The organism is Actinocrinis sp., from assembly GCF_035653575.1.
GTDB lineage: Bacteria > Actinomycetota > Actinomycetes > Streptomycetales > Catenulisporaceae > Actinocrinis.
Genome location: NZ_DASRBQ010000078.1, coordinates 37,245 through 54,826 on the forward strand (window position 1 = coordinate 37,245; position 17,582 = coordinate 54,826).

Consider the following 17,582-nt stretch of genomic DNA (forward strand, 5'->3'; position numbering starts at 1 on the left):
GTTGTACCTTCACGCGGGGTACAGAGTTCTTACCTGCGGCGCGGCGTTAGAACAGCGCCGGCTGAGCCTCCTGAGCCAGCTGCAGCGCCTGCTGCGGGAACCACGCGCCCGCGGCCGGGTCGTTCAGGCCCCACAGCGGGTCGAAGAGCTGCTGGCTCGCCGCGTCGGTCGGCCAGCCCGGCTGCGTGTACGCGGTGTAGTCCCACGCGCGCACACCGCCCGCCGCGTCGCACTGACCGTCCGACTGGCCCGGGATCTTCACCCACAGGTACGCGTCCAGCAGCGGGACGCCGGTCCGCGCGGTCGGGCGCAGTCCGAGCCCCGACGCGGGCGGGTTGCACCAGTTGCCGGCGGCCAGCTTGGAGACCACGCTGGCCGGCTGGTTGTACGGCGCGGCGGCGTAGGCCTGCATGTTGTTCGGGCCCTTGCCGTTGCGGCTGGTGTCGATGACGAAGTGCGTGCTGGCCACCGCGTCGCCCATGTTCTGCGCGTACCACTGGGTCGTCAGGTTCCAGGTGCTGAAGTCGTTCGGGTTCGCCGGGTAGTACTGGCTCGCGCAGTTGCTCGGCTGGTTGTAGGACCAGTTGTTCGGATCGGTGACCATGGCGATGCAGTCCGAGATCCAGGTGCCGTAGTCGAGCAGCTGCGGGTCCGCCTGGTAGTTGGAGACGTTGAGGAAGAAGCCCTGCGCCTGCTGCACGTCCCCGGCCAGCAGCCGTTGCGCCATGGTGCCGACCGACTGCCACGCGCTGTGCGTGCCGTCGAGGTACACGCTGGCGCCGGGGTCCTTCTCCAGAGCCGTCACCGCGTAGTCGATCTCGGCGATGCGCTCGGCGTCGGTGAAGGGATAGGTGGTGGAGGGCAGGCCGCAGTTGGACGGCATGTTGCCCAGCGCGTCCGGCTCCAGGATCACCACGGCCCGCGCGTGGCCGATCCCGGCGGCCAGACCGTCGATCCAGGCCTGATAGGCGGCCTGGTCAAGCGCACCGCCCGCGGAGTACTGCGAACAGTCGCGGCCCGGGATGTCGTAGGCGACCAGGACCGGCACCGCGCGCTGCAGCGCTGCCTGCCGGATCGTGTCGTGCGCCTGCTTCTGGACGTCCGCGGGCGTGCCGCTGGTGAACCAGACGGCCTGCGGCGTGGTGGCCATCCGGGCCAGCAGCGCGGCGTCCCGCCAGTCTCCGTCGCGCAGCAGCTGCTTGATCTGCGTGACGGCGCCTGCGGAAGGCGGCGGGATGAAGAACCGGGTGTCCGCCGACAGGCTGTGCCCGGACGCGGACGACGGGACTGCGGTCGAGGCCGAAACCGTGGTGTCGGCGGCGGCGAGCCCTGGTGCGGCGGCCACGCTCGCGGCGCCCAGCGCGAGGGCGGTGAGCCCGTGCCACGCGCGGCGGCCAGTTCGTGGGAACAAGACGACTCCCCTTTGAACAAATGGATGAAGACCGGACGGCCTGTCGGCGGTGCGTTCGCGCGATCGGCACCGCACGCGGTCGGCGCGCGTGCGTGTCCAACGGCGGCCGAAAGGCGGTTCGAACTAGGTAGCGGCCTGAAGCTACGCACTGGCCGCGGCAAGTCAACGCCGGATGATTGAGCGCTCAGACAGCGATTTCGGCCGCTTCCCGCGCGACCAGCCGCACCCGGCCGGCGCGCCCAGGCGAGCGATCCGGCTCGCCGTGAAAGTTTCATTTCCGGCCCGTCACGAATGCATCCGGCCCGAGTGGCAAAGAGGAGGGCCGGAATCGGGCCGGAGTTGGTGAGAAATAGTGTGGGCTACTGACGGTACGACGTTGGTCGATCGGTATCTGCTCGAGGCCCGGCTCGGGCGCGGCGGCATGGGCAGCGTGTGGCGGGCGCGGGATCTGGTGCTGGGCCGGCAGGTGGCGATCAAGCTGACCGACCGCGCCGGGGCGGGGCGCGGTTCGGCCGAGCGGCGGCTGCGGCGCGAGGCGATGGTCATCGGCAGTCTGACGGAACGTCGGTTGGCCAGGGTCTACGACTACTTCGAGACCGACGACGGCTCGTTCATCGTGATGGAGCTGGTGCACGGCGAGAGCCTGTCCGCGCGGATCAAGCGTGAGGGCCGGCTGCCGCTGGCCGAGGCGGTGTGGATCGTCGCCGAGTGCGCGGAGGCACTGCACGCCGCGCACCGCGCAGGGGTCGTGCACCGCGACGTGAAGCCGTCCAACATCATGCTCACCGGGTCCCGGGGCGCGGCGCAGGACGGCAGCCCGGCGCAGGACATCAAGATCGTCGACTTCGGCATCGCCGCACGCACTCGTCCGGCGCCCAGCCGCAATCCCCGCGCGCAGGACGCGGTGGATATCGAAACCGAGACGATGACGGGGAACATCGTCGGCACCATCGCCTACCTCGCGCCCGAGCGCATCTCCGGCGCGCCCGACAGCCCGGCCGCCGATCTCTACTCGCTCGGGGTGCTGTTCTACCAGCTGCTTTCCGGGCGTCTGCCCTTCGAGGCCAGCGAACCGATCGCGGTGCTGTGCGCGCACGCCGACGGCCGTGCGGCGCCGCTGCCCGCCGACATACCGCCGCCGGTCGCCGAGCTGTGCTTGCGCCTGATGGCGCGTGATCCGGCGGACCGGCCGCCCTCCGGTGCGGCGGCCGCGGCGGAGCTGCGCGCGCTCGACGTCGAGCACCCGGAGCGGCTCTGGCCGCAGCGCTTCCCCGCCGCCGAGCGTGGCAAGGCTCTGGTATCCATGCTGCGGACCGGTGCCGGGCAGCGCGTGGGACGGCAGGCGAAGGCAGTGGTCGCCGCCGCATCGGTAGCGACGATGGCGACGGTCGGCTGCACCGCGTGGCTCGTGGCGGGATTCGGCAACCAGGCCGCTGCTGGTACGACGCAGCCGAACACGATCACGCATTCGGCCAGCCCGACCTCCACCGGTCCCGGCTCCGCGCACGTGGTCTCGGCCGTCGTACCGCCGAGTCACTCGTCCGCTCCCGTGGCGCACTCCGTCCCGGTTCAGCCGAAGGGCGGCGCGCCCGCGAAGAAGGGCGGCGCGGGCGGAGGCGACGCGGGGGACGGTGGCGGGCCGGCGCACGGCAAGCACAAGGGCCACGACTGATCACGCCCGCCTCGGGGATGTAATTTTCGCGCCCGGCGAACAGCCGCCTCACCGCCACCTGTTGACGCGCGGGAAAACAGGTCGCATACTCCCAGTTGCCTGTTCCGGAAACGTTTCCGGAACCTCCGTACGCGCCGCCATCGCAGAACCCACCCGGCGGCGTGAAATCACGTCGCGGTCAGGCCGGCCACGCACCGCTGCGCGTCCGGCCCGCGGCGTCACCCCCACCCACCCGCAGTGCTTATCTCTCGCGCAGGAGCAAGGATGCTTCGACCTGCACTCAGACGCCGCCGCGTCGCCCTGGCCATCGCCGCCGCGCTCGCCCCGATCGCCGCGGCCACCGCGGTGCTGGTGTTGCCCGGCGCCGCTTCGGCCGCCGTGCCCGCCCCGCCCTCCGGCTGGACCACCGTGTTCAGCGACGACTTCAACGGGGCTGCCGGGACCGGCCTGAACACCGCCAACTGGCTCTACGACCTCGGCACCAGCTATCCGGGCGGCGCCGCGAACTGGGGCACCGGCGAGGTGGAGAGCGAGACCAACTCCACCGCGAACGTCTACCAGGACGGCGCGGGCCACCTGGTGATCAAGCCGATTCAGAGCGGCGGCTCGTGGACCTCGGGCCGGGTGGAGACCCAGCGCACCGACTTCGCCGCCCCGGCCGGCGGCGAAATGGAGATCACCGCCTCGATCGAGCAGCCGAACCCGGCCGCCGGTGTCGGCTACTGGCCGGCGTTCTGGGCGCTGGGCGCGGCCGCGCGGCCGGTGGGCGCGACCAACTGGCCGAGCATCGGCGAACTCGACGTCATGGAGGACGTCAACGCCCTGAGCGAGGTCTCGCACACGCTGCACTGCGGCGTGGACCCCGGCGGCCCGTGCAACGAGACCACCGGCATCGGCAGCGGCCTGCTCGCCTGTAGCGGCTGCCAGACCGGTTACCACACGTACTCGGTGATCGTGGACCGGCGCACGGCCGGCGCCGAGCAGCTGCGCTTCTACACCGACGGCGCGCTGCAGCTGACCGTCAATCAGAGCCAGATGGACGCGACCACCTGGGCCAACGCCGTCGACCACGGCTTCTTCATCATCCTGAACGTGGCGATCGGCGGCGCGTACCCCAACGCGATCTGCGGCTGCACCTCGCCGAATTCGGCCACCAGCTCCGGGGCCGGGATGAGCGTGGACTACGTAGCGGTCTACCAGACCAGCGGTTCGACCTCCTCGCCCTCCGCCTCGCCCTCGGCCAGCCCGTCGTCCACCGGCGGCAGCGGCGGCGGAACCTCCTGCACCACCACGGCCACGTCGAACATCTCAGCGGACTGCTACAACGCGGCGCAGGGCGCGGTGACGGTGAGCGCGGCGAGCGGCGACACCAATCCGTCCGGCGTCGACGGCAACCAGGTACCGCAGCTGACCAACGGCGAGTATCTGGAATACAACAACGTCAACTTCGGCAGCACCGGTTCGACCCAGTTCGACGCCAGGGTCGCCTCCGGGGCCGCGGGCGGCGTCAGCGGCCTGGTGAACGTGGTGCTCGACAATCCCGCCAACGCGCCGATCGGCAACTTCGCGGTCGGCAACACCGGCGGCTGGTCGAGCTGGCGGACCATCCCGGCGAACATCGCCAAGACCACCGGCACGCACAATGTGTACCTGGAGTTCCAGTCCGGCGCCGGAGGCAATCCGCCGTTCGTCAGCCTGCACTACTTCAACTTCCCGACCAGCTGAGCAATGGGCTCATTGACCAGCTGCCCTGCTGACCTGTTGACCTGTTGACCAAGTGGCCGGCTGAACCGGCACGGAGCCGGGGTCACTGCCCGCCGGCGCCCCACACGGTGGCGGCCGCGGTGACCCCGGAATCGTCCGTCGGGAAGCCGGTGATCCGCAGCACGGCGACCTGCCGGTAGGCGGTCAGCGCGCAGATGATCTCGCCGACCGAGACGTGCTGCAGCTGCCAGGTCCCGTGCGTGAACGCGAAGTCGCGGCACTGGGTGCCGGTGGGAGTGCCGGTGCCCGTCCACAGGGCGAGGTTCTGCACGTGCGGGCTGTTGCTGGTGACCTCGGCCGCCGGCGCCGGGGACGCCTCGCGGATGTCCCCGTGGATCTCGCCGGTGGCGGGCGCTGGCGGCCTCGGGTCGAGCCACATGCCGAGGTCGGTGAACTTGATGTTCCCGCTCCACACCACGGCGTCCACCGGCGGCGGCGGGTGGCCGTCGCATCCCGGCGGAGGGACGCCCTCGCCGGGCCCGGGTCCTGGTGGCAGGCCGCCGTCGGACTGCTGCGTGGCCTGACTACTGCGCGGCGGCGCAGGACAGCGCTGGTCCGCGCTCGATGACGAGGAGCCGGAGGCGAGCGTGGTGGACGGACTGCCACTCGGTGAGACGAGGAGGGCGACGCCCGCGGCCGTGCCGACGACGGCGAGCGCCGCGGCGATTCCGATGAGGATGCGCTGTCGCCGCGGAGAGTGGCGATTGTAATCAGGTCTGTCGGCCCGCTGCCCTATGTGTGTGGAAGGTCCCTCGACGGCGTCGACCGGGTCGCCGATACCTCCCGCGGTGAGCTCGGCGAGCGCGGCGCGGTACGAACCGATGGCGAAGACGACCGGTTCGGGCAGCCAGTCCGCCGCGCTGCCCGGCGGCTCGTCGGGAGTGCACGTCTCCAGGATCTCGGCCGTGGTGGGCCGGTCGGCCGGGTTCTTCGCGAGGCAGGACTCGACGAGGGACCTGATCTGGCGCGGGCAGCCGGCCAGGTCCGGGCGCTCGTTGACGATCCGGTAGACCACCCCGAACTTCGGGCCCTCGCCGAACGCGGGCCGCCCGGTGGCCGCGTAGTGCGCCAGTGCGCCGAGCGAGAAGACGTCCCCGGCCGGCGCCGGCGGCTCGCCGAGGACCTGTTCCGGCGCGACGTACTGCGGCGAGCCGATCATCATGCCGGTGAGGGTGAGCGGCGTGGCGTCGGCGGCGCGCGCGATCCCGAAGTCGATCACGCGCAGGCCGTCCGCGCCGAGCACCACGTTCGCCGGCTTGAGGTCGCGGTGCACGATCCCGGTCTCGTGGATGGCCTGCAAGGAGGCCGCGATGCCGGACATCAGCACGATGACCGCGGACACCGGCAGCGGCCCGTACAGTTCGACCGCGTCGGCCAGCGTCGGCCCGGCGACGTACTCGGTGGCCAGCCACGGCGCCTCGGCATCCGGGTCGGCGTCCAGCAGCGGGGCGATCCCGGGCCCGGACACCTGCCGGGCCGCGCGCACCTCGTGGCCGAACCGGGAGCGGAACGTGCGGTCGTCGGCGAATTCCCGGCGCAGCACCTTCACCGCCACCGGCTGCCCGATCTCGTCGAAGGAGAGGAAGACCTCGCCCATGCCGCCGCCGCCGAGCCGGGCGCGCAGCCGGTAGCGCCCGATCTGAACGGGATCCTGGTCGCGCATGGGATCGAACATCCCGGGGGGAGCGTGCACAACCCACCTCACGTACCGGGGTTTCGAAGTCGAGCTTCGACTATATCAATCGGTCCCCGCGCCAGCCGTGTTACCTGCGAAATTGTCCGCAACCTGCAGCGTGCGCACGAGAAGAACCGGTACAAAGGTTCGGCCGCCGCCTAGATCACGCGTTTGAGCCGGGGCCTTGCGAGCACTAGAGCGGCGACCACCCGAGAGCATCAGAGCCCTGTGCCGGCGCCGCCGCCCGCGCCGAGGGTCCCGAGGAGTGTTCGCCAGTGGCGCGCCGCAGGAGCAGAACCCGTTACGGAAGAAGCCGCAGCCGTCGTTCGCGCGGCCGCCCGATGCGTTTTCAGACGGCGCTGGTCGCCGCCATCGCCATCGCGGCCGGATACGCCTACTTCAACAGCCACGGTGACCTGTTCAAGCAGCAGACGAAGCCGGGCGCCAGTGCTCAGCCGAGCGGGCAGATCCCGCCGGCGCAGAACTCCGGCTCCGCCACCGTGTTCGTTTTCTCCAACGGCGCCGAGCAGCCGAGAATCGACGACTTCATCAATTCCGCGACCAAGAGCCTCGAGATGACCATGTACGAGCTCTCCGACACCACCGCGGTCAACGACCTGGTCGCGAGGCACAGGGCAGGCGTCAACGTGCGCGTCATCCTCGACCAGGCCGAGAAATCCACCGACCAAGCCGCGTACGACACGCTCAAGGCGGCCGGAATCGGCGTCGTCTGGTCCTCCCCGTCCTTCGCCTACACACACCAGAAGACGATCACGGTAGACCAGCGCGAATCCCTGATCCTGACCGGGAATCTGACGTCCAATTACTATCCGACCGGCCGCGACTACGGAGCCTTCGACACCGACCCGCGCGACGTCGCCTCAGTAGTCAGCGTATTCGACGCCGACTACAGCCATGCAAGTACGAACCCCGACGACGCCGACGGCCTGCTCTGGTCGCCGACGACGGCCCGCTCGCGCATTCTCGACGTGATCGACCACGCGACCAAGACCCTCGACGTGGAGGGCGAGGAATTCAGCGACAGCTCGGTGGTCGACGCCATCGCGGCCCGCGCGAAGGCAGGGGTCGCGGTGCGCGTCATGGTCGAATCGCCGTCCTCCTACCGAAGCGAAATAGCCAAAGTCCTCGCGGCGGGTGGAAAAGTTTCCGGTTATTCGTCCAGCACCGGCCTCTACATCCACGCCAAGGCGGTCATCGCGGACGCCGGCCAGTCGGACGCGCGCATGGAACTCGGCTCGATGAACCTCACCTCGACCTCGCTCAGCCGCAACCGCGAGCTAGGCATCGTGCTGGACGACGCGAACGCCTGCCGCTCGATCGACGCGCAGTTCTCCTCCGACTTCGCCGGCGCTGCGCCGCAGTGAGCGCAGCCGGCGGATATTCATCCGGTTGCGGCGACGGCCTCCAGAATTCGCCCGTGCAGGCCGCGTTTCGCGAAAAGTGCGGTTCCGGTGTCGATGCGCTGCTGCCCGGCGAGATCGCTGTAGGCCGTGGGTAAGAAGTATCGCCGGGGCGACGCTACTTCTTACCCACGGCCTAGACGCCGCCGGCTTCCTGGACGACGGGTATCAGAGCGGCGATATCCCACGGCCCGGCGGTCATGAGCAGGAAGGCGTCGAGTTGGCCGGTCGCCGCCCGGAGGCCGCCGTGGCAGGTGCCGGTTCCGGCGGACGGCTTCGCCGGAGGGGCCGCGCGCGCGGCGGGATCGACGCCGGACCAGTCGAGCGCGGGGCGGGTGTGTGCGGCGCGCGCGGCCAGGGTCGCGGCGAGGGCTCGCTGCGCCGGGCTGAGCCGAGGCGCGGGCGGCCAGATGCCGATCACGGCGTCGCGCAGGCTGCTGCCCTCGGCGATCGAGAGCCGCCGCGCGGGTGACCCGGAGCGGGTGGACTGCGGCGCCGTCCACGAGCCGTGATCCGGGAGCGCCCACCAGCGGCGGTCCAAGGCGGGGGCGGAGACCATGCCCAGCGTGATCTCGTCTCGTTCCTCCAGCGCGATCAGGGTGCTCCACTCCGGCTCGCCCGCCAGATAGTTGGCGGTTACGTCGATGCCGTCGATGATCCAGCGGCGGTGCGCCGTTTCGCTGCCGCCCGATTCCTCGCCGAGGAATTCATCGTCGGGATGCTCCTGCCGGATACGGGAGCGCAGCGTGTGTTCGACCTCGTGGTCGGCGTCGGTGACCGGGCCTCCGTCGTCCTTGATGCGCGCGGCCGGGGGTCCGGCGGTGCGGTGGCGTTGCGCGATTTCCGCGGCCAGGTCGGCCAGGTGGTGTGCCAAGGCCAGGTTTGCCGAATGCGCCATGCCTCAACTCTTACCGCCTAATTGAACGGCCGGCCGTGCCAGGATGGCCCGCATGTCTTCCGCTCTCGAGAATCCGGTCGGCCCCGAGAGTCAGGCTGTGGCCGACGACTACGACGATTTCGCCGAGGCGTACGCCGCCGAGACCGAATCCAACCTCATCAACGGCTACTACGCCCGGCCTGCGATTCTCGACCTGGCCGGAGACGTGGCCGGGCGGCGGATCCTCGACGTTGGTTGCGGCGCCGGTCCGTTGCTCGAGGCGTTGCGCGACCGCGGCGCGGTCGTCACCGGCGTCGAGCCCAGCGCGGGAATGCTTGAGCTGGCCAGGCGGCGGCTCGGCGAGGGCGTGGAACTGCATCAGGCCGGTCTGGGCGGGGGCCCGCTGCCGTTCCCCGACGGCGCGTTCGACGACGTCATCGCGTGCCTGGTGCTGCACTATCTGGAGGACTGGAAGGCGCCGCTGGCCGAACTTCGGCGCGTGCTGGCGCCCGGCGGGCGGCTCATCGTGGCGGTCAACCATCCCTTCGCCTACACGGTGATCCATCCCGGCGGCGATTACTTCGCGACCCACGAGTTCTTCGAGGAGTACACCTTCGGCGGCCAGAGCGTCGTGCTGTCCCATTGGCACCGGCCGCTGCACACGGTGACCGACGAGTTCACCGCGGCCGGGTTCCGGATTGCCGTCATCAGCGAACCGCCGCCCGCGCCGCAGGCCCGCGAACTCTTCCCCGAGGTCTTCGCGAAAAGAGCCTCGGGGGAGTTCGTCTGCTTCCTGTTCTTCGTTCTGCAGGCGCCTTAGGCCTGCGTCACAGGCTGTTCCAGGTGATCGAGAACGAGCCGCCGGACAGCGAGGAGACGGTGGCCTCCGGCGTCCCGGAGGAGGAGACCATGTCGATCCCGACGGGGTTGAAGTTGCTCAGCGTGGAGCCGTTGACCGTCGAGCCGCTGAAGCTGACCTTGCCGAAGTCCGCCAGCGGGAGCACTCCGCCGCTGTAGGGGGCCTCGGCGATGACCTCCGCCGAGGAGCGCTTGGCGTTGGTGAGCTTCTTGGTGACCGTCCGGCTCCAGCCCTGGGTGGAATCGCTGAGGGTGAGCGTGAAGCTGCTGGAGCCGCCGAAGCTGACGCTCTCGGTGATCGAGTCGCCGGGGCGGACCGTATTGCTGTAGGTCACCGGGAACTTCGGGTACATCTCGTACCAGGCCGAGTAGGAGGCCGCGCCGCCAGAGCAGTCCGCCTCAGTGCCGGTCTGCTCGACCGTGTTCGAGTTGTAGCCGTCGAGGCCGACCCAGAAGCTGGAGTATCCGTCGCCCTTCGAGCAGTCGACCGCGGGCTGGGTGAACGTCGTCGTCACACTGCTGAACTTCGAGCCGGTGGCGGCGTATCCGGACCAGTTGGTGCTGGTGGTCGTGGTGTGCGCCGGTCCGCCGTGGCTGATGAAGAACGGGGTGCCGGTGCTGGCGTGGTGCATCGGCGCCTGCGCGAGCGGCGCGGCGACGGCGGCGGACCCGGCCAGCGGTGCGGCGGCGAGCGCCGCGGCGGCTGCGGCGCGCAGCGAACGGTGGAATGGGGACACGGTTATCCTCCAGTGCCTGTCCGTGGGTATGACGCGGTAGACGCGAACTTCGTGGGTTCACGCCCACATCCGAGTTAAGACCCATCGACCGGAGAAGGAAAGTCCCTGCCTTCTCTGAAGAGTCAGGATGCGCTCGTCACGGCGGCACGAGCGGCGGCGGCGTCGGCCGCCGCCAGGGCGGATTCGGCGAGGCGGACGCAATCGCCGTAGGAGTACCGGCTCAGCCGCGCCCCGACGCGGGCGACGGCGGCGCGCGACATTGACAGGCTGCTGATTCCGAGGCCGACGAGGACGCAGGCGAGCCACGGATCCGAGGCCGCCTCGCCGCATACGCCGACCGGCTTGCCCGCCGCCTTCCCGGCCCGAGCGCACGACGCGATGAGGTCCAGTAGCGCGGGTTGCCAGGGATCGAGCAGGTCGGCGAGTTCTCCGCACTGGCGGTCCGCGGCCATCGTGTACTGGCCGAGATCGTTGGTGCCGATGCTCAGGAAGTCGACATGCTCGAGGATCTGCGCCGCACGCAGCGCTGCCGCCGGGACTTCGATCATCGCGCCGACCTTCGACAGGCCGTGGGCGCGTACCCGCGCGGCGAAGTCGGCCGCCTCCCGGGCCGTGGAGACCATGGGGGCCATGACCCACACGTCGGCATCGGCGGCTGCCGCCGCCTCGGCCACGGCGGCCAGTTGCGTCTCGAGGACCTCCGGCCGCGTCCGCGACGTCCGCAGACCCCTGATGCCGAGCGCGGGGTTCGGCTCGTCGGCGAGGGAAAGGAACGGCAGCGGCTTGTCGGCGCCCGCGTCCAGCGTGCGCAGGACGACGCGGCGGCCTGGCAGGGCGCGAAAGACCCGCGTGTACGCTTCGCGCTGCTCGTCGAGGCCCGGCGCGTCGTGGCGGCCGAGGAAGAGCAGTTCGGTGCGCAGCAGTCCGACGCCTTCGACGCCCTCGACGTCGGTCGCGGCGTCGGCCGGCAGGTCGTCGGCGGAGCCGATGTTCAGCAGGAGCGGCACGCGGTGCCCGTCGGCGGTGCGACCGGGGCCGGCGAAGCTCTCGGCGGGCGAACCGGCGGTTTCGGCGGCGGTTTCGGCGATGACGGCGGCCGTGACATGGAGGGTGACGGCTCCCGTGTCGCCGTCGATGTGAATCAGGGTTCCGTCTTCGACGGCGAGGGCCTCCTGGCAGGCGACCACGGCGGGCAGGCCGAGGGCGCGGGCGAGGATCGCGGTGTGGCTGGTCGGTCCGCCGCGCGCGGTCACCAGCGCGAGGACGCGCCGGGGATCGAGGGTGGCGGTGTCGGCCGGGGCGAGGTCGTCGGCGATGAGCACGAACGGATGGCCGGGGTCGGGGATGCCGGGCATGGGCTCACCCAGCAGCCAGGCCACCGCGCGGTCGCGCAGGTCTTCGAGGTCTGCGGCGCGTTCGGCGAGGTAGCCGCCGGCGGCGCGCAGGCCGTCCGCTTGCTGGGTGAACGCGGTGTGCACGGCGTGGGCCGCGTCGAGTCCCGCGCCGATCGCGCCGTCGCAGGACTCTGCGAGCATCGGATCCTTCGCGATCAGCGCCTGGGCCTCAAGGATGGCGCGGGCCGCCGGGTCGGCCGCCCGCGCGGCGCGCTCGGCCAGTTCCCGGCCCACCTGGTCGAGCGCTTCGCGGGCGGCCGCGCGTTCCGCGGCCTGGTCGGTCACCGTGCGGGGTGCCGGCAGTCGCGGGACGCGGCCCATGCGCAGCGCCGGGCCGGCCGCGGCCCCCGCGCTCACGCCGAGTCCCCGCAGGACGTCAGCCATTGGCCGGCTCCGCGTCGAGGTCGCGGGAGAGCAGGTCGGCCAGCGTGTTCAGCGCCTCGTGCGCCGCGGGTCCGTCCTCGGCGCCCGTGCTGAGCGTCACCGCCGTGCCGTGTTCGACGCGCAACGCGAGCACGGCCAGGATGCTGCGCGCGTCGGCGGCCGGGCCGTCTCCGATCCGCAGCTTGACCGGTACCGGCTGCGCGGCCGCGGCCTTGACGAACATCGCGGCTGGCCGGGCATGCAAGCCGCTGCTGGAGGCGACGGTGACGGTGCGCTCAGGCATGGGGGGCTCCAAGAGATCGAGCGGATCAGGGTTCGATGGTGACCTTGATGGCTTCGCCGCGGCTGACGATGTCCAGGGCTTCGAGGGTGCCGTCGAGCGGCAGCCGGTGCGTGATCAGATCCTTGACGGGCACGGCTCCGGTGGCGATCAAGTCCAGCGCGCGGGCGTTGTGCTCGGGGCTCGAGCCGTTCGCGCCGACGATGGTCAGCTCGCGGTAGTGCACCAGATTCGAGTCCAGGGTGATCGTCGGCGCGTCCTGCGGCAGCCCGCCGAAGAAGCTGATCCGGCCCTGCCGCGCGGTGTACCGCAGCGCCTGCTCCTGCGCCTTTCCGGAGGCGGCGGCCGTGATCACCACGTCGGCGCCGCGGCCCTCGGTCAGCTTGAGGATCTGCTCGGCGATGTCGCCGTCCTCGGGGGAGAGCGCCTCGTCCGGGGCGACCAGCGCCGCCGCGCGCTCCAGCCGCTCGCGGTTGAGTTCGACCAGGAACACCCGCGCCGCGCCGCGTGAGCGGGCCAGGCGCACGTGCAGGCACCCGATCGGCCCGGACCCGACCACCACCACGTCATCGCCCGCGCCGACCCGCGCGAGTTCCTGGCCGTTGAGCACGCAGGCCAGCGGCTCGGCTACGGACGCCTCGTCGAAGCCCACGCCCGCGGGAATCGGATTGAGCCCGCCGACCGCCAGCACCTTCGCCGGGACGATCATGTACTCGGCGAACCCGCCGTCGTACTGGTACCCCATCGACTCCTGATTCGGGCAGACGGTCATCCGGTCGTGCCGGCACTCCGCGCACTGCCCGCACGGGATCGCCGCGATCACCTGCGCCCGGTCGCCCGCGGACCATCCGCCGACGCCCGCGCCCACCTGCACCACCTCGCCCGCGATCTCGTGGCCCATGACCCGCGGCGGGTCGATGCGGTGGTGCCCGTAGCGGTAGATCTTCAGGTCGGTGCCGCAGGTGGAGCAGTTTCGCACCCTGATCTTCACCTCGCCGGGTCCGGCCTCGGGTTCCGGCGCCTCCTCGACGCGTACGTCCCCGGGGGCGTAGAAGCGGGTCACCTTCATGATCAGAGCCTTCCGGTCTTCGAGTAGCGCTGTGTCGAATGGGGCTGTGTCGAATAGGGCTGTGTCAGATGGGGCGCGTCAGGAAACCGCGGCCGGCTGGAGCAGCCGGACGACTTCGTCCGGGTCCTGAGCCTCGCGCAGGGCGCGGGCGCGATCGGGGTCGAGCAGGATCTCGGCGAGCTCGGAGAGGATCGCCAGGTGACCGTCTCCGCGTGCCGCGATCGCCACGCAGACGGTCACCGGGTTGCCGTCCCAGTCCACCGGCTCGGCGAGCTTGACCACGGCGAGCGCGTCACGCAGCACGGCCTGCTTGCCGGCAAGGGTCGCGTGCGGGATGGCCACGCCCTCGCCGACGTAGGTCGGGATGTCGCGTTCGCGTTCGAGCATCGCGTCGATGTACGCGGGCTCGACCGCGCCGATCTCGACCAGGACCGCGCCGCAGCGGCGCACGGCGTCGGTCCGGTCGGCCGCGGGTTCGCCCAGCCGCACCGCTTCGGGGCTGAGCAGTCCGGTCGTCGCGGCATCAGACATTGATGACGCCGCCTTCCTTGATGGCCTTGAGGATCGCCTCGACGGCCGGGTCGCCGAGGAAGATCTGGAACGGGATCACCGGCTTGCTCCCGGCCGCGGCCTTGGCCCGTTCGGCCAGCCCGGCGTGGCAGACCACCAGGTCCGCGTCCGCCGGGATCTGGCTGACCGGGGAGTGCTCGACGGTGACCGGATACTTCTTCAGGGACTTGCGAAGCTGCGCGGCCAGCATCACGCTGCTGCCCATCCCGGCGTCGCAGGCCACGATGATCTTGTGCACGTCGGCTGCGCTGATCGCGGTCATCGGTCACGCCTCCCTGGCCGCGATGTCGCGGGCGAGGACCGGGTCGGCGGGTCGTTCCTGCGGCGCGGCGTCAGCAGCCGTCGCCTCGCCGGACTGCACGGACTCGGGGCTTTCCGCCTCCTGCGGCTTCTCGCCGCGGCCGAAGCCGAGCAGCACCGAGGCGACCGCGAAGGACACGGCTGCCGCGATGAGCACGCCCGCGAACACCGGGAAGTAGCCGCCGCGCGGGGTCTCCGCCGCGTAGGCGAAGATGCTGCCGGGGGAGGGGGAGGCGACCAGGCCCGCGCCGGTGGCCTCGAACCAGCCGATGCCCGCCATGCCGCCGGCGATCGTGGCGAGGATCAGGCGCGGCTTCATCAGGATGTACGGGAAGTAGATCTCGTGGATCCCGCCGAGGAACTGGATGATGATCGCGCCGGGCACGCTCGGGCGCAGCCTGCGCGGGCCGAACAGCAGGTAGGCGACCAGGATGCCGAGGCCGGGGCCGGGGTTGCTCTCCAGCATGAACAGGATCGACTTGCCGCTGTGCAGCGCCTGGGTCACGCCCAGCGGGTCGAGCACGCCGTGGTTGATCGCGTTGTTGAGGAACAGCACCTTCGCCGGCTCGATCACGACCGAGGCCAGCGGCAGCAGGTGATGGTTGACCAGCGACTGCACGCCGTTGCCGGCCCAGGTGGTCACATGGTTGACCACCGGCCCGATGCCCCAGACGCCGAGCAGGGCGAACGCGCCGCCGATGATGCCGAGCGAGAAGTTGTCCACCAGCATCTCAAAGCCCGTACGCACCCGGTCCTCGATCAGCCGGTCGAACTGCTTGAGCACGTACGCGGCCAGCGGTCCGGCGATCATCGCGCCGAGGAACATCGGCACGCTGGAGCCGACCACGACGCCCGTCGTGGCGATCGCGCCGACCACCGCGCCGCGCTGGCCGTGGATGGCCCGGCCGCCGGTGTAGCCGATCAGGATGGGCAGCAGGTAGGTGATCATCGGGCTGACCAGCGCGCCGAACCGCGCGTTCGGCAGCCAGCCGGTCGGGATGAACAGGGCGGTGATCAGGCCCCAGGCGATGAACGCGCCGATGTTCGGCATCACCATCGAGGCGAGGAAGCTGCCGAAACGCTGCACTGACGCGCGCAGCCCGGTGCCGGTGGGCTGCGGGGTGTAAGCCATGGCCATGGCGTCGTCCTCCTTGACAGACGGCCTTCAGTCGTGGGTGTCGAGCCTCGCGGAACGTGGAGCGGGGGTGCGGGAGGTGAGCGGTGCGAGTAAGTAGCCTGACTTGAGACGGGAATCCGGTTCGAGCCAGGGCGTGGATGTCGGGCTAGGAGACCGGAAGGCCCGGTTCTCGGGTGAGATCGACGACGACGATGCCTTCGCGGCGGATGTCCGCGGGGCCGGGCATCCGGCTGCCGGGCAAGCCGACCGCCGCTCCGCCCCAGGCCACCGCCTCCACCAGCGCCTTCTCGCCGCGTGCGCCGCCGGCCAGGAATCCGGCCAGCAGCGCGTCGCCGGCGCCGACCGTGCTGCGCGGTTCGATCTGCGTGCCTTGAGCCAGCAGCACGCCGTCGTCGTCGACGAGCAGCGCGCCGTCCGCGCCCAGGCTGGCCAGGACCGCGCCGGCGCCGCGCTCGCGCAGCGTCTGTGCGGCCTCGATGACCTCGCCGACTTCGGTCAGCGGCGCGCCGACCGCCTCGGCCAGCTCGTCCCGGTTCGGCTTGACCAGATCGGGTCCGGCCGCCACGGCCGAGAGCAGCGCCGGGCCGCTGGTGTCCACGGCGACGCGGATCCCTGCCGCGGCGAACTGCGCGGTGAGCCCGGCGTACACGTCGACCGGCACGTCCGGCGGCAGGCTGCCGCACATCACGACCCAGTCGGCGGTGCCCGCGCAGCCGAGCACCGCGGCCGCGACCGCGTCGAACTCGGCCGCGGTCAGCGGCGCGCCCGGCTCGTTCACCTTCGTGACCGCGCCGTCCGCCTCGACCAGCGTGACGTTGGACCGGGTGCGGCTGGCGATCGGAACGGCGACCGTGTGCACCGATTCCTCGGCCAGCAGCAGCACCAGCTGCTCGCCCTCGGCCCCGCCGCACGGGATCACCGCGCGCGAGCCGACGCCATTGGCCAGCAGCGCCCGCGCCACGTTCACGCCCTTGCCGCCCGGGTCCAGGTGCACCGAGGCGGCGCGCAGCACCTCACCGCGGCGCAGCGCGTCCACCTCAAGGGTGCGGTCCAGGCTCGGGTTGAGGGTGAGCGTGACGATCATGCGCGCACCACCCGCACGCCGCACTGCTCGAACTCGCCGGCCGTCTCGTCGTCCAGCCCCGAGTCGGTGATCAGCGCGTCGAGGTCGGCCAGGCCGGCGAACCTGGCCAGGCAGTCGTTGCCGAACTTGGTGTGGTCGGCGAGCAGCACGGTGCGCCGCGCCGCGCCGATCATCGCGCGCTTGACCGCGGCCTCGGCCAGGTCCGGGGTGGTCAGGCCGTGCGCCGTGGAGACCCCGTTGGTGGCCATGAACGCCACGTCCACGCACAGCTGCGAGAGCGGCGCGAGCGACCAGTCGTCGACGGTGGCGAGCGTGCGCCCGCGCACCCGGCCGCCGAGCAGCAGGACGGTGAGGTTGGCCCGGGTGGCCAGGCTGGTGGCCAGCGCTGGGGAGTTGACCACGACGGTCAGCTCCCGGTCGGCCGGCAGCGCCTCGACCAGGCGTCCCGTGGTGGTGCCCGCGTCGATGATGACCGAGCCCTCCTGCGGCAGTTCGGCCAGCGCGGCCTTCGCGATGCGCTCCTTCTCCGCCGTCATCACCGCGTCGCGGGTGGCGACCGCGGGCTCGAAGCCCAGGCGCTCGACGGGGATCGCCCCGCCGTGCACCCGGCGCACCACTCCGGCGCGCTCGAGCACGGTCAGATCGCGCCGCACCGTCTCAGTGGTCACCGCGAGCTCGTTGGCCAGCCCGACGACGTCGACCCGGCCGTGGGCGCGGGCCTTCGCCAGGATGGCCTGCTGGCGCTCCTCGGCGTACATGATGTTGGTTCACCGCCAATCAATGTTGTCTTTGCATTGTTTACACCCGAGTCTGTGGTCCGTCAATGGCTGGTCTCGCGAGTGAGCTGGAAGGCTGCGCGAACCAAAAACAACACAAACGAAGAATCCGACACGGCGGCGGGCGGGAGACTGGACCAGTCTCCCGCCCGCCGCGCGTATGCCTGAGCGC

Annotated in this window: 16 protein-coding genes; 4 read left to right on the forward strand and 12 right to left on the reverse strand. The window is 71.1% G+C overall.

What is annotated here, in order from left to right:
- Positions 1-46 precede the first annotated feature (46 nt).
- Positions 47-1,411, reverse strand: coding sequence for a glycoside hydrolase family 6 protein (locus tag VFA06_RS11065; RefSeq protein WP_324840393.1), 1,365 nt, complete (start codon positions 1,409-1,411; stop codon positions 47-49).
- A gap of 376 nt (positions 1,412-1,787) precedes the next feature.
- On the opposite strand from VFA06_RS11065, the gene VFA06_RS11070 reads away from it, so the two are divergent.
- On the forward strand, positions 1,788-3,083 hold the full coding sequence (locus VFA06_RS11070; protein ID WP_324840394.1) for a serine/threonine-protein kinase: 1,296 nt from the start codon (positions 1,788-1,790) through the stop codon (positions 3,081-3,083).
- Between the two features lie 264 nt (positions 3,084-3,347).
- Positions 3,348-4,808 carry a glycoside hydrolase family 16 protein gene (locus VFA06_RS11075; RefSeq protein WP_324840395.1) on the forward strand — a complete coding sequence of 487 codons (1,461 nt, stop codon included), beginning with the start codon at positions 3,348-3,350 and terminating at the stop codon, positions 4,806-4,808.
- Between the two features lie 82 nt (positions 4,809-4,890).
- Here VFA06_RS11075 and VFA06_RS11080 read toward each other — a convergent pair whose 3' ends face one another.
- Positions 4,891-6,510 carry a serine/threonine-protein kinase gene (locus tag VFA06_RS11080; protein WP_324840396.1) on the reverse strand — a complete coding sequence of 540 codons (1,620 nt, stop codon included), beginning with the start codon at positions 6,508-6,510 and terminating at the stop codon, positions 4,891-4,893.
- Between the two features lie 353 nt (positions 6,511-6,863).
- Between VFA06_RS11080 and VFA06_RS11085 the strand changes: the two genes are divergently transcribed.
- Positions 6,864-7,907 carry a phospholipase D-like domain-containing protein gene (locus tag VFA06_RS11085; protein ID WP_324840397.1) on the forward strand — a complete coding sequence of 348 codons (1,044 nt, stop codon included), beginning with the start codon at positions 6,864-6,866 and terminating at the stop codon, positions 7,905-7,907.
- Between the two features lie 172 nt (positions 7,908-8,079).
- On the opposite strand, the gene VFA06_RS11090 is transcribed toward VFA06_RS11085, so the two are convergent.
- The gene (locus tag VFA06_RS11090) at positions 8,080-8,841 is read right to left on the reverse strand and encodes an inositol monophosphatase family protein (RefSeq protein WP_324840398.1); all 762 of its coding nucleotides are present in this window, start codon (positions 8,839-8,841) and stop codon (positions 8,080-8,082) included.
- 52 nt (positions 8,842-8,893) lie between these two features.
- Between VFA06_RS11090 and VFA06_RS11095 the strand changes: the two genes are divergently transcribed.
- Positions 8,894-9,640, forward strand: a complete 747-nt coding sequence (locus tag VFA06_RS11095) for a class I SAM-dependent methyltransferase (protein WP_324840399.1) — start codon at positions 8,894-8,896, stop codon at positions 9,638-9,640.
- Positions 9,641-9,647: 7 nt separating this feature from the next.
- Here the strand turns inward: VFA06_RS11095 and VFA06_RS11100 are convergent, their stop codons facing one another.
- The 9 genes from VFA06_RS11100 to VFA06_RS11140 all read right to left on the reverse strand — a co-directional run bounded on the left by VFA06_RS11100 (position 9,648) and on the right by VFA06_RS11140 (position 17,392).
- Positions 9,648-10,415 (reverse strand): G1 family glutamic endopeptidase, encoded by a 768-nt coding sequence (locus VFA06_RS11100; protein WP_324840400.1) that lies wholly within the window; start codon positions 10,413-10,415, stop codon positions 9,648-9,650.
- A gap of 122 nt (positions 10,416-10,537) precedes the next feature.
- Positions 10,538-12,193 (reverse strand): phosphoenolpyruvate--protein phosphotransferase, encoded by a 1,656-nt coding sequence (gene ptsP / locus VFA06_RS11105; protein WP_324840401.1) that lies wholly within the window; start codon positions 12,191-12,193, stop codon positions 10,538-10,540.
- The gene (locus tag VFA06_RS11110; protein WP_324840402.1) at positions 12,186-12,476 is read right to left on the reverse strand and encodes an HPr family phosphocarrier protein; all 291 of its coding nucleotides are present in this window, start codon (positions 12,474-12,476) and stop codon (positions 12,186-12,188) included. Before VFA06_RS11110 ends, ptsP begins: the two co-directional genes overlap by 8 nt.
- 25 nt (positions 12,477-12,501) lie before the next feature.
- Positions 12,502-13,542, reverse strand: a complete 1,041-nt coding sequence (locus VFA06_RS11115) for a zinc-dependent dehydrogenase (RefSeq protein ID WP_324840403.1) — start codon at positions 13,540-13,542, stop codon at positions 12,502-12,504.
- A gap of 78 nt (positions 13,543-13,620) precedes the next feature.
- Positions 13,621-14,073 carry a PTS sugar transporter subunit IIA gene (locus VFA06_RS11120; RefSeq protein WP_324840404.1) on the reverse strand — a complete coding sequence of 151 codons (453 nt, stop codon included), beginning with the start codon at positions 14,071-14,073 and terminating at the stop codon, positions 13,621-13,623.
- Positions 14,066-14,374 (reverse strand): PTS lactose transporter subunit IIB, encoded by a 309-nt coding sequence (locus tag VFA06_RS11125; protein WP_324840405.1) that lies wholly within the window; start codon positions 14,372-14,374, stop codon positions 14,066-14,068. The genes VFA06_RS11120 and VFA06_RS11125 overlap by 8 nt, the downstream gene beginning before the upstream one ends.
- 3 nt (positions 14,375-14,377) lie before the next feature.
- A complete protein-coding gene (locus tag VFA06_RS11130; protein ID WP_324840406.1) occupies positions 14,378-15,550 on the reverse strand; it encodes a PTS mannitol transporter subunit IICB in 1,173 nt (390 codons plus the stop codon).
- A 145-nt stretch (positions 15,551-15,695) separates the two neighbouring features.
- Positions 15,696-16,634, reverse strand: a complete 939-nt coding sequence (gene pfkB, locus VFA06_RS11135; protein WP_324840407.1) for a 1-phosphofructokinase — start codon at positions 16,632-16,634, stop codon at positions 15,696-15,698.
- A complete protein-coding gene (locus VFA06_RS11140) occupies positions 16,631-17,392 on the reverse strand; it encodes a DeoR/GlpR family DNA-binding transcription regulator (RefSeq protein ID WP_324840408.1) in 762 nt (253 codons plus the stop codon). The genes pfkB and VFA06_RS11140 overlap by 4 nt, the downstream gene beginning before the upstream one ends.
- Between the last annotated feature and the right edge of the window lie 190 nt (positions 17,393-17,582).

What these genes read in the sequence shown, in the direction of transcription:
- VFA06_RS11120 (WP_324840404.1), bottom strand. Translation starts at nt 14,073, where the DNA reads ATGTCTGATGCCGCGACGACCGGACTGCTCAGCCCCGAAGCGGTGCGG.
- VFA06_RS11125 (WP_324840405.1), bottom strand. Translation starts at nt 14,374, where the DNA reads ATGACCGCGATCAGCGCAGCCGACGTGCACAAGATCATCGTGGCCTGC.
- VFA06_RS11140 (WP_324840408.1), bottom strand. Translation starts at nt 17,392, where the DNA reads ATGTACGCCGAGGAGCGCCAGCAGGCCATCCTGGCGAAGGCCCGCGCC.
- VFA06_RS11085 (WP_324840397.1), top strand. Translation starts at nt 6,864, where the DNA reads ATGCGTTTTCAGACGGCGCTGGTCGCCGCCATCGCCATCGCGGCCGGA.
- VFA06_RS11095 (WP_324840399.1), top strand. Translation starts at nt 8,894, where the DNA reads ATGTCTTCCGCTCTCGAGAATCCGGTCGGCCCCGAGAGTCAGGCTGTG.
- VFA06_RS11075 (WP_324840395.1), top strand. Translation starts at nt 3,348, where the DNA reads ATGCTTCGACCTGCACTCAGACGCCGCCGCGTCGCCCTGGCCATCGCC.
- VFA06_RS11090 (WP_324840398.1), bottom strand. Translation starts at nt 8,841, where the DNA reads ATGGCGCATTCGGCAAACCTGGCCTTGGCACACCACCTGGCCGACCTG.
- VFA06_RS11115 (WP_324840403.1), bottom strand. Translation starts at nt 13,542, where the DNA reads ATGAAGGTGACCCGCTTCTACGCCCCCGGGGACGTACGCGTCGAGGAG.
- VFA06_RS11130 (WP_324840406.1), bottom strand. Translation starts at nt 15,550, where the DNA reads ATGGCCATGGCTTACACCCCGCAGCCCACCGGCACCGGGCTGCGCGCG.
- VFA06_RS11110 (WP_324840402.1), bottom strand. Translation starts at nt 12,476, where the DNA reads ATGCCTGAGCGCACCGTCACCGTCGCCTCCAGCAGCGGCTTGCATGCC.
- ptsP (WP_324840401.1), bottom strand. Translation starts at nt 12,193, where the DNA reads ATGGCTGACGTCCTGCGGGGACTCGGCGTGAGCGCGGGGGCCGCGGCC.
- VFA06_RS11080 (WP_324840396.1), bottom strand. Translation starts at nt 6,510, where the DNA reads ATGCGCGACCAGGATCCCGTTCAGATCGGGCGCTACCGGCTGCGCGCC.
- pfkB (WP_324840407.1), bottom strand. Translation starts at nt 16,634, where the DNA reads ATGATCGTCACGCTCACCCTCAACCCGAGCCTGGACCGCACCCTTGAG.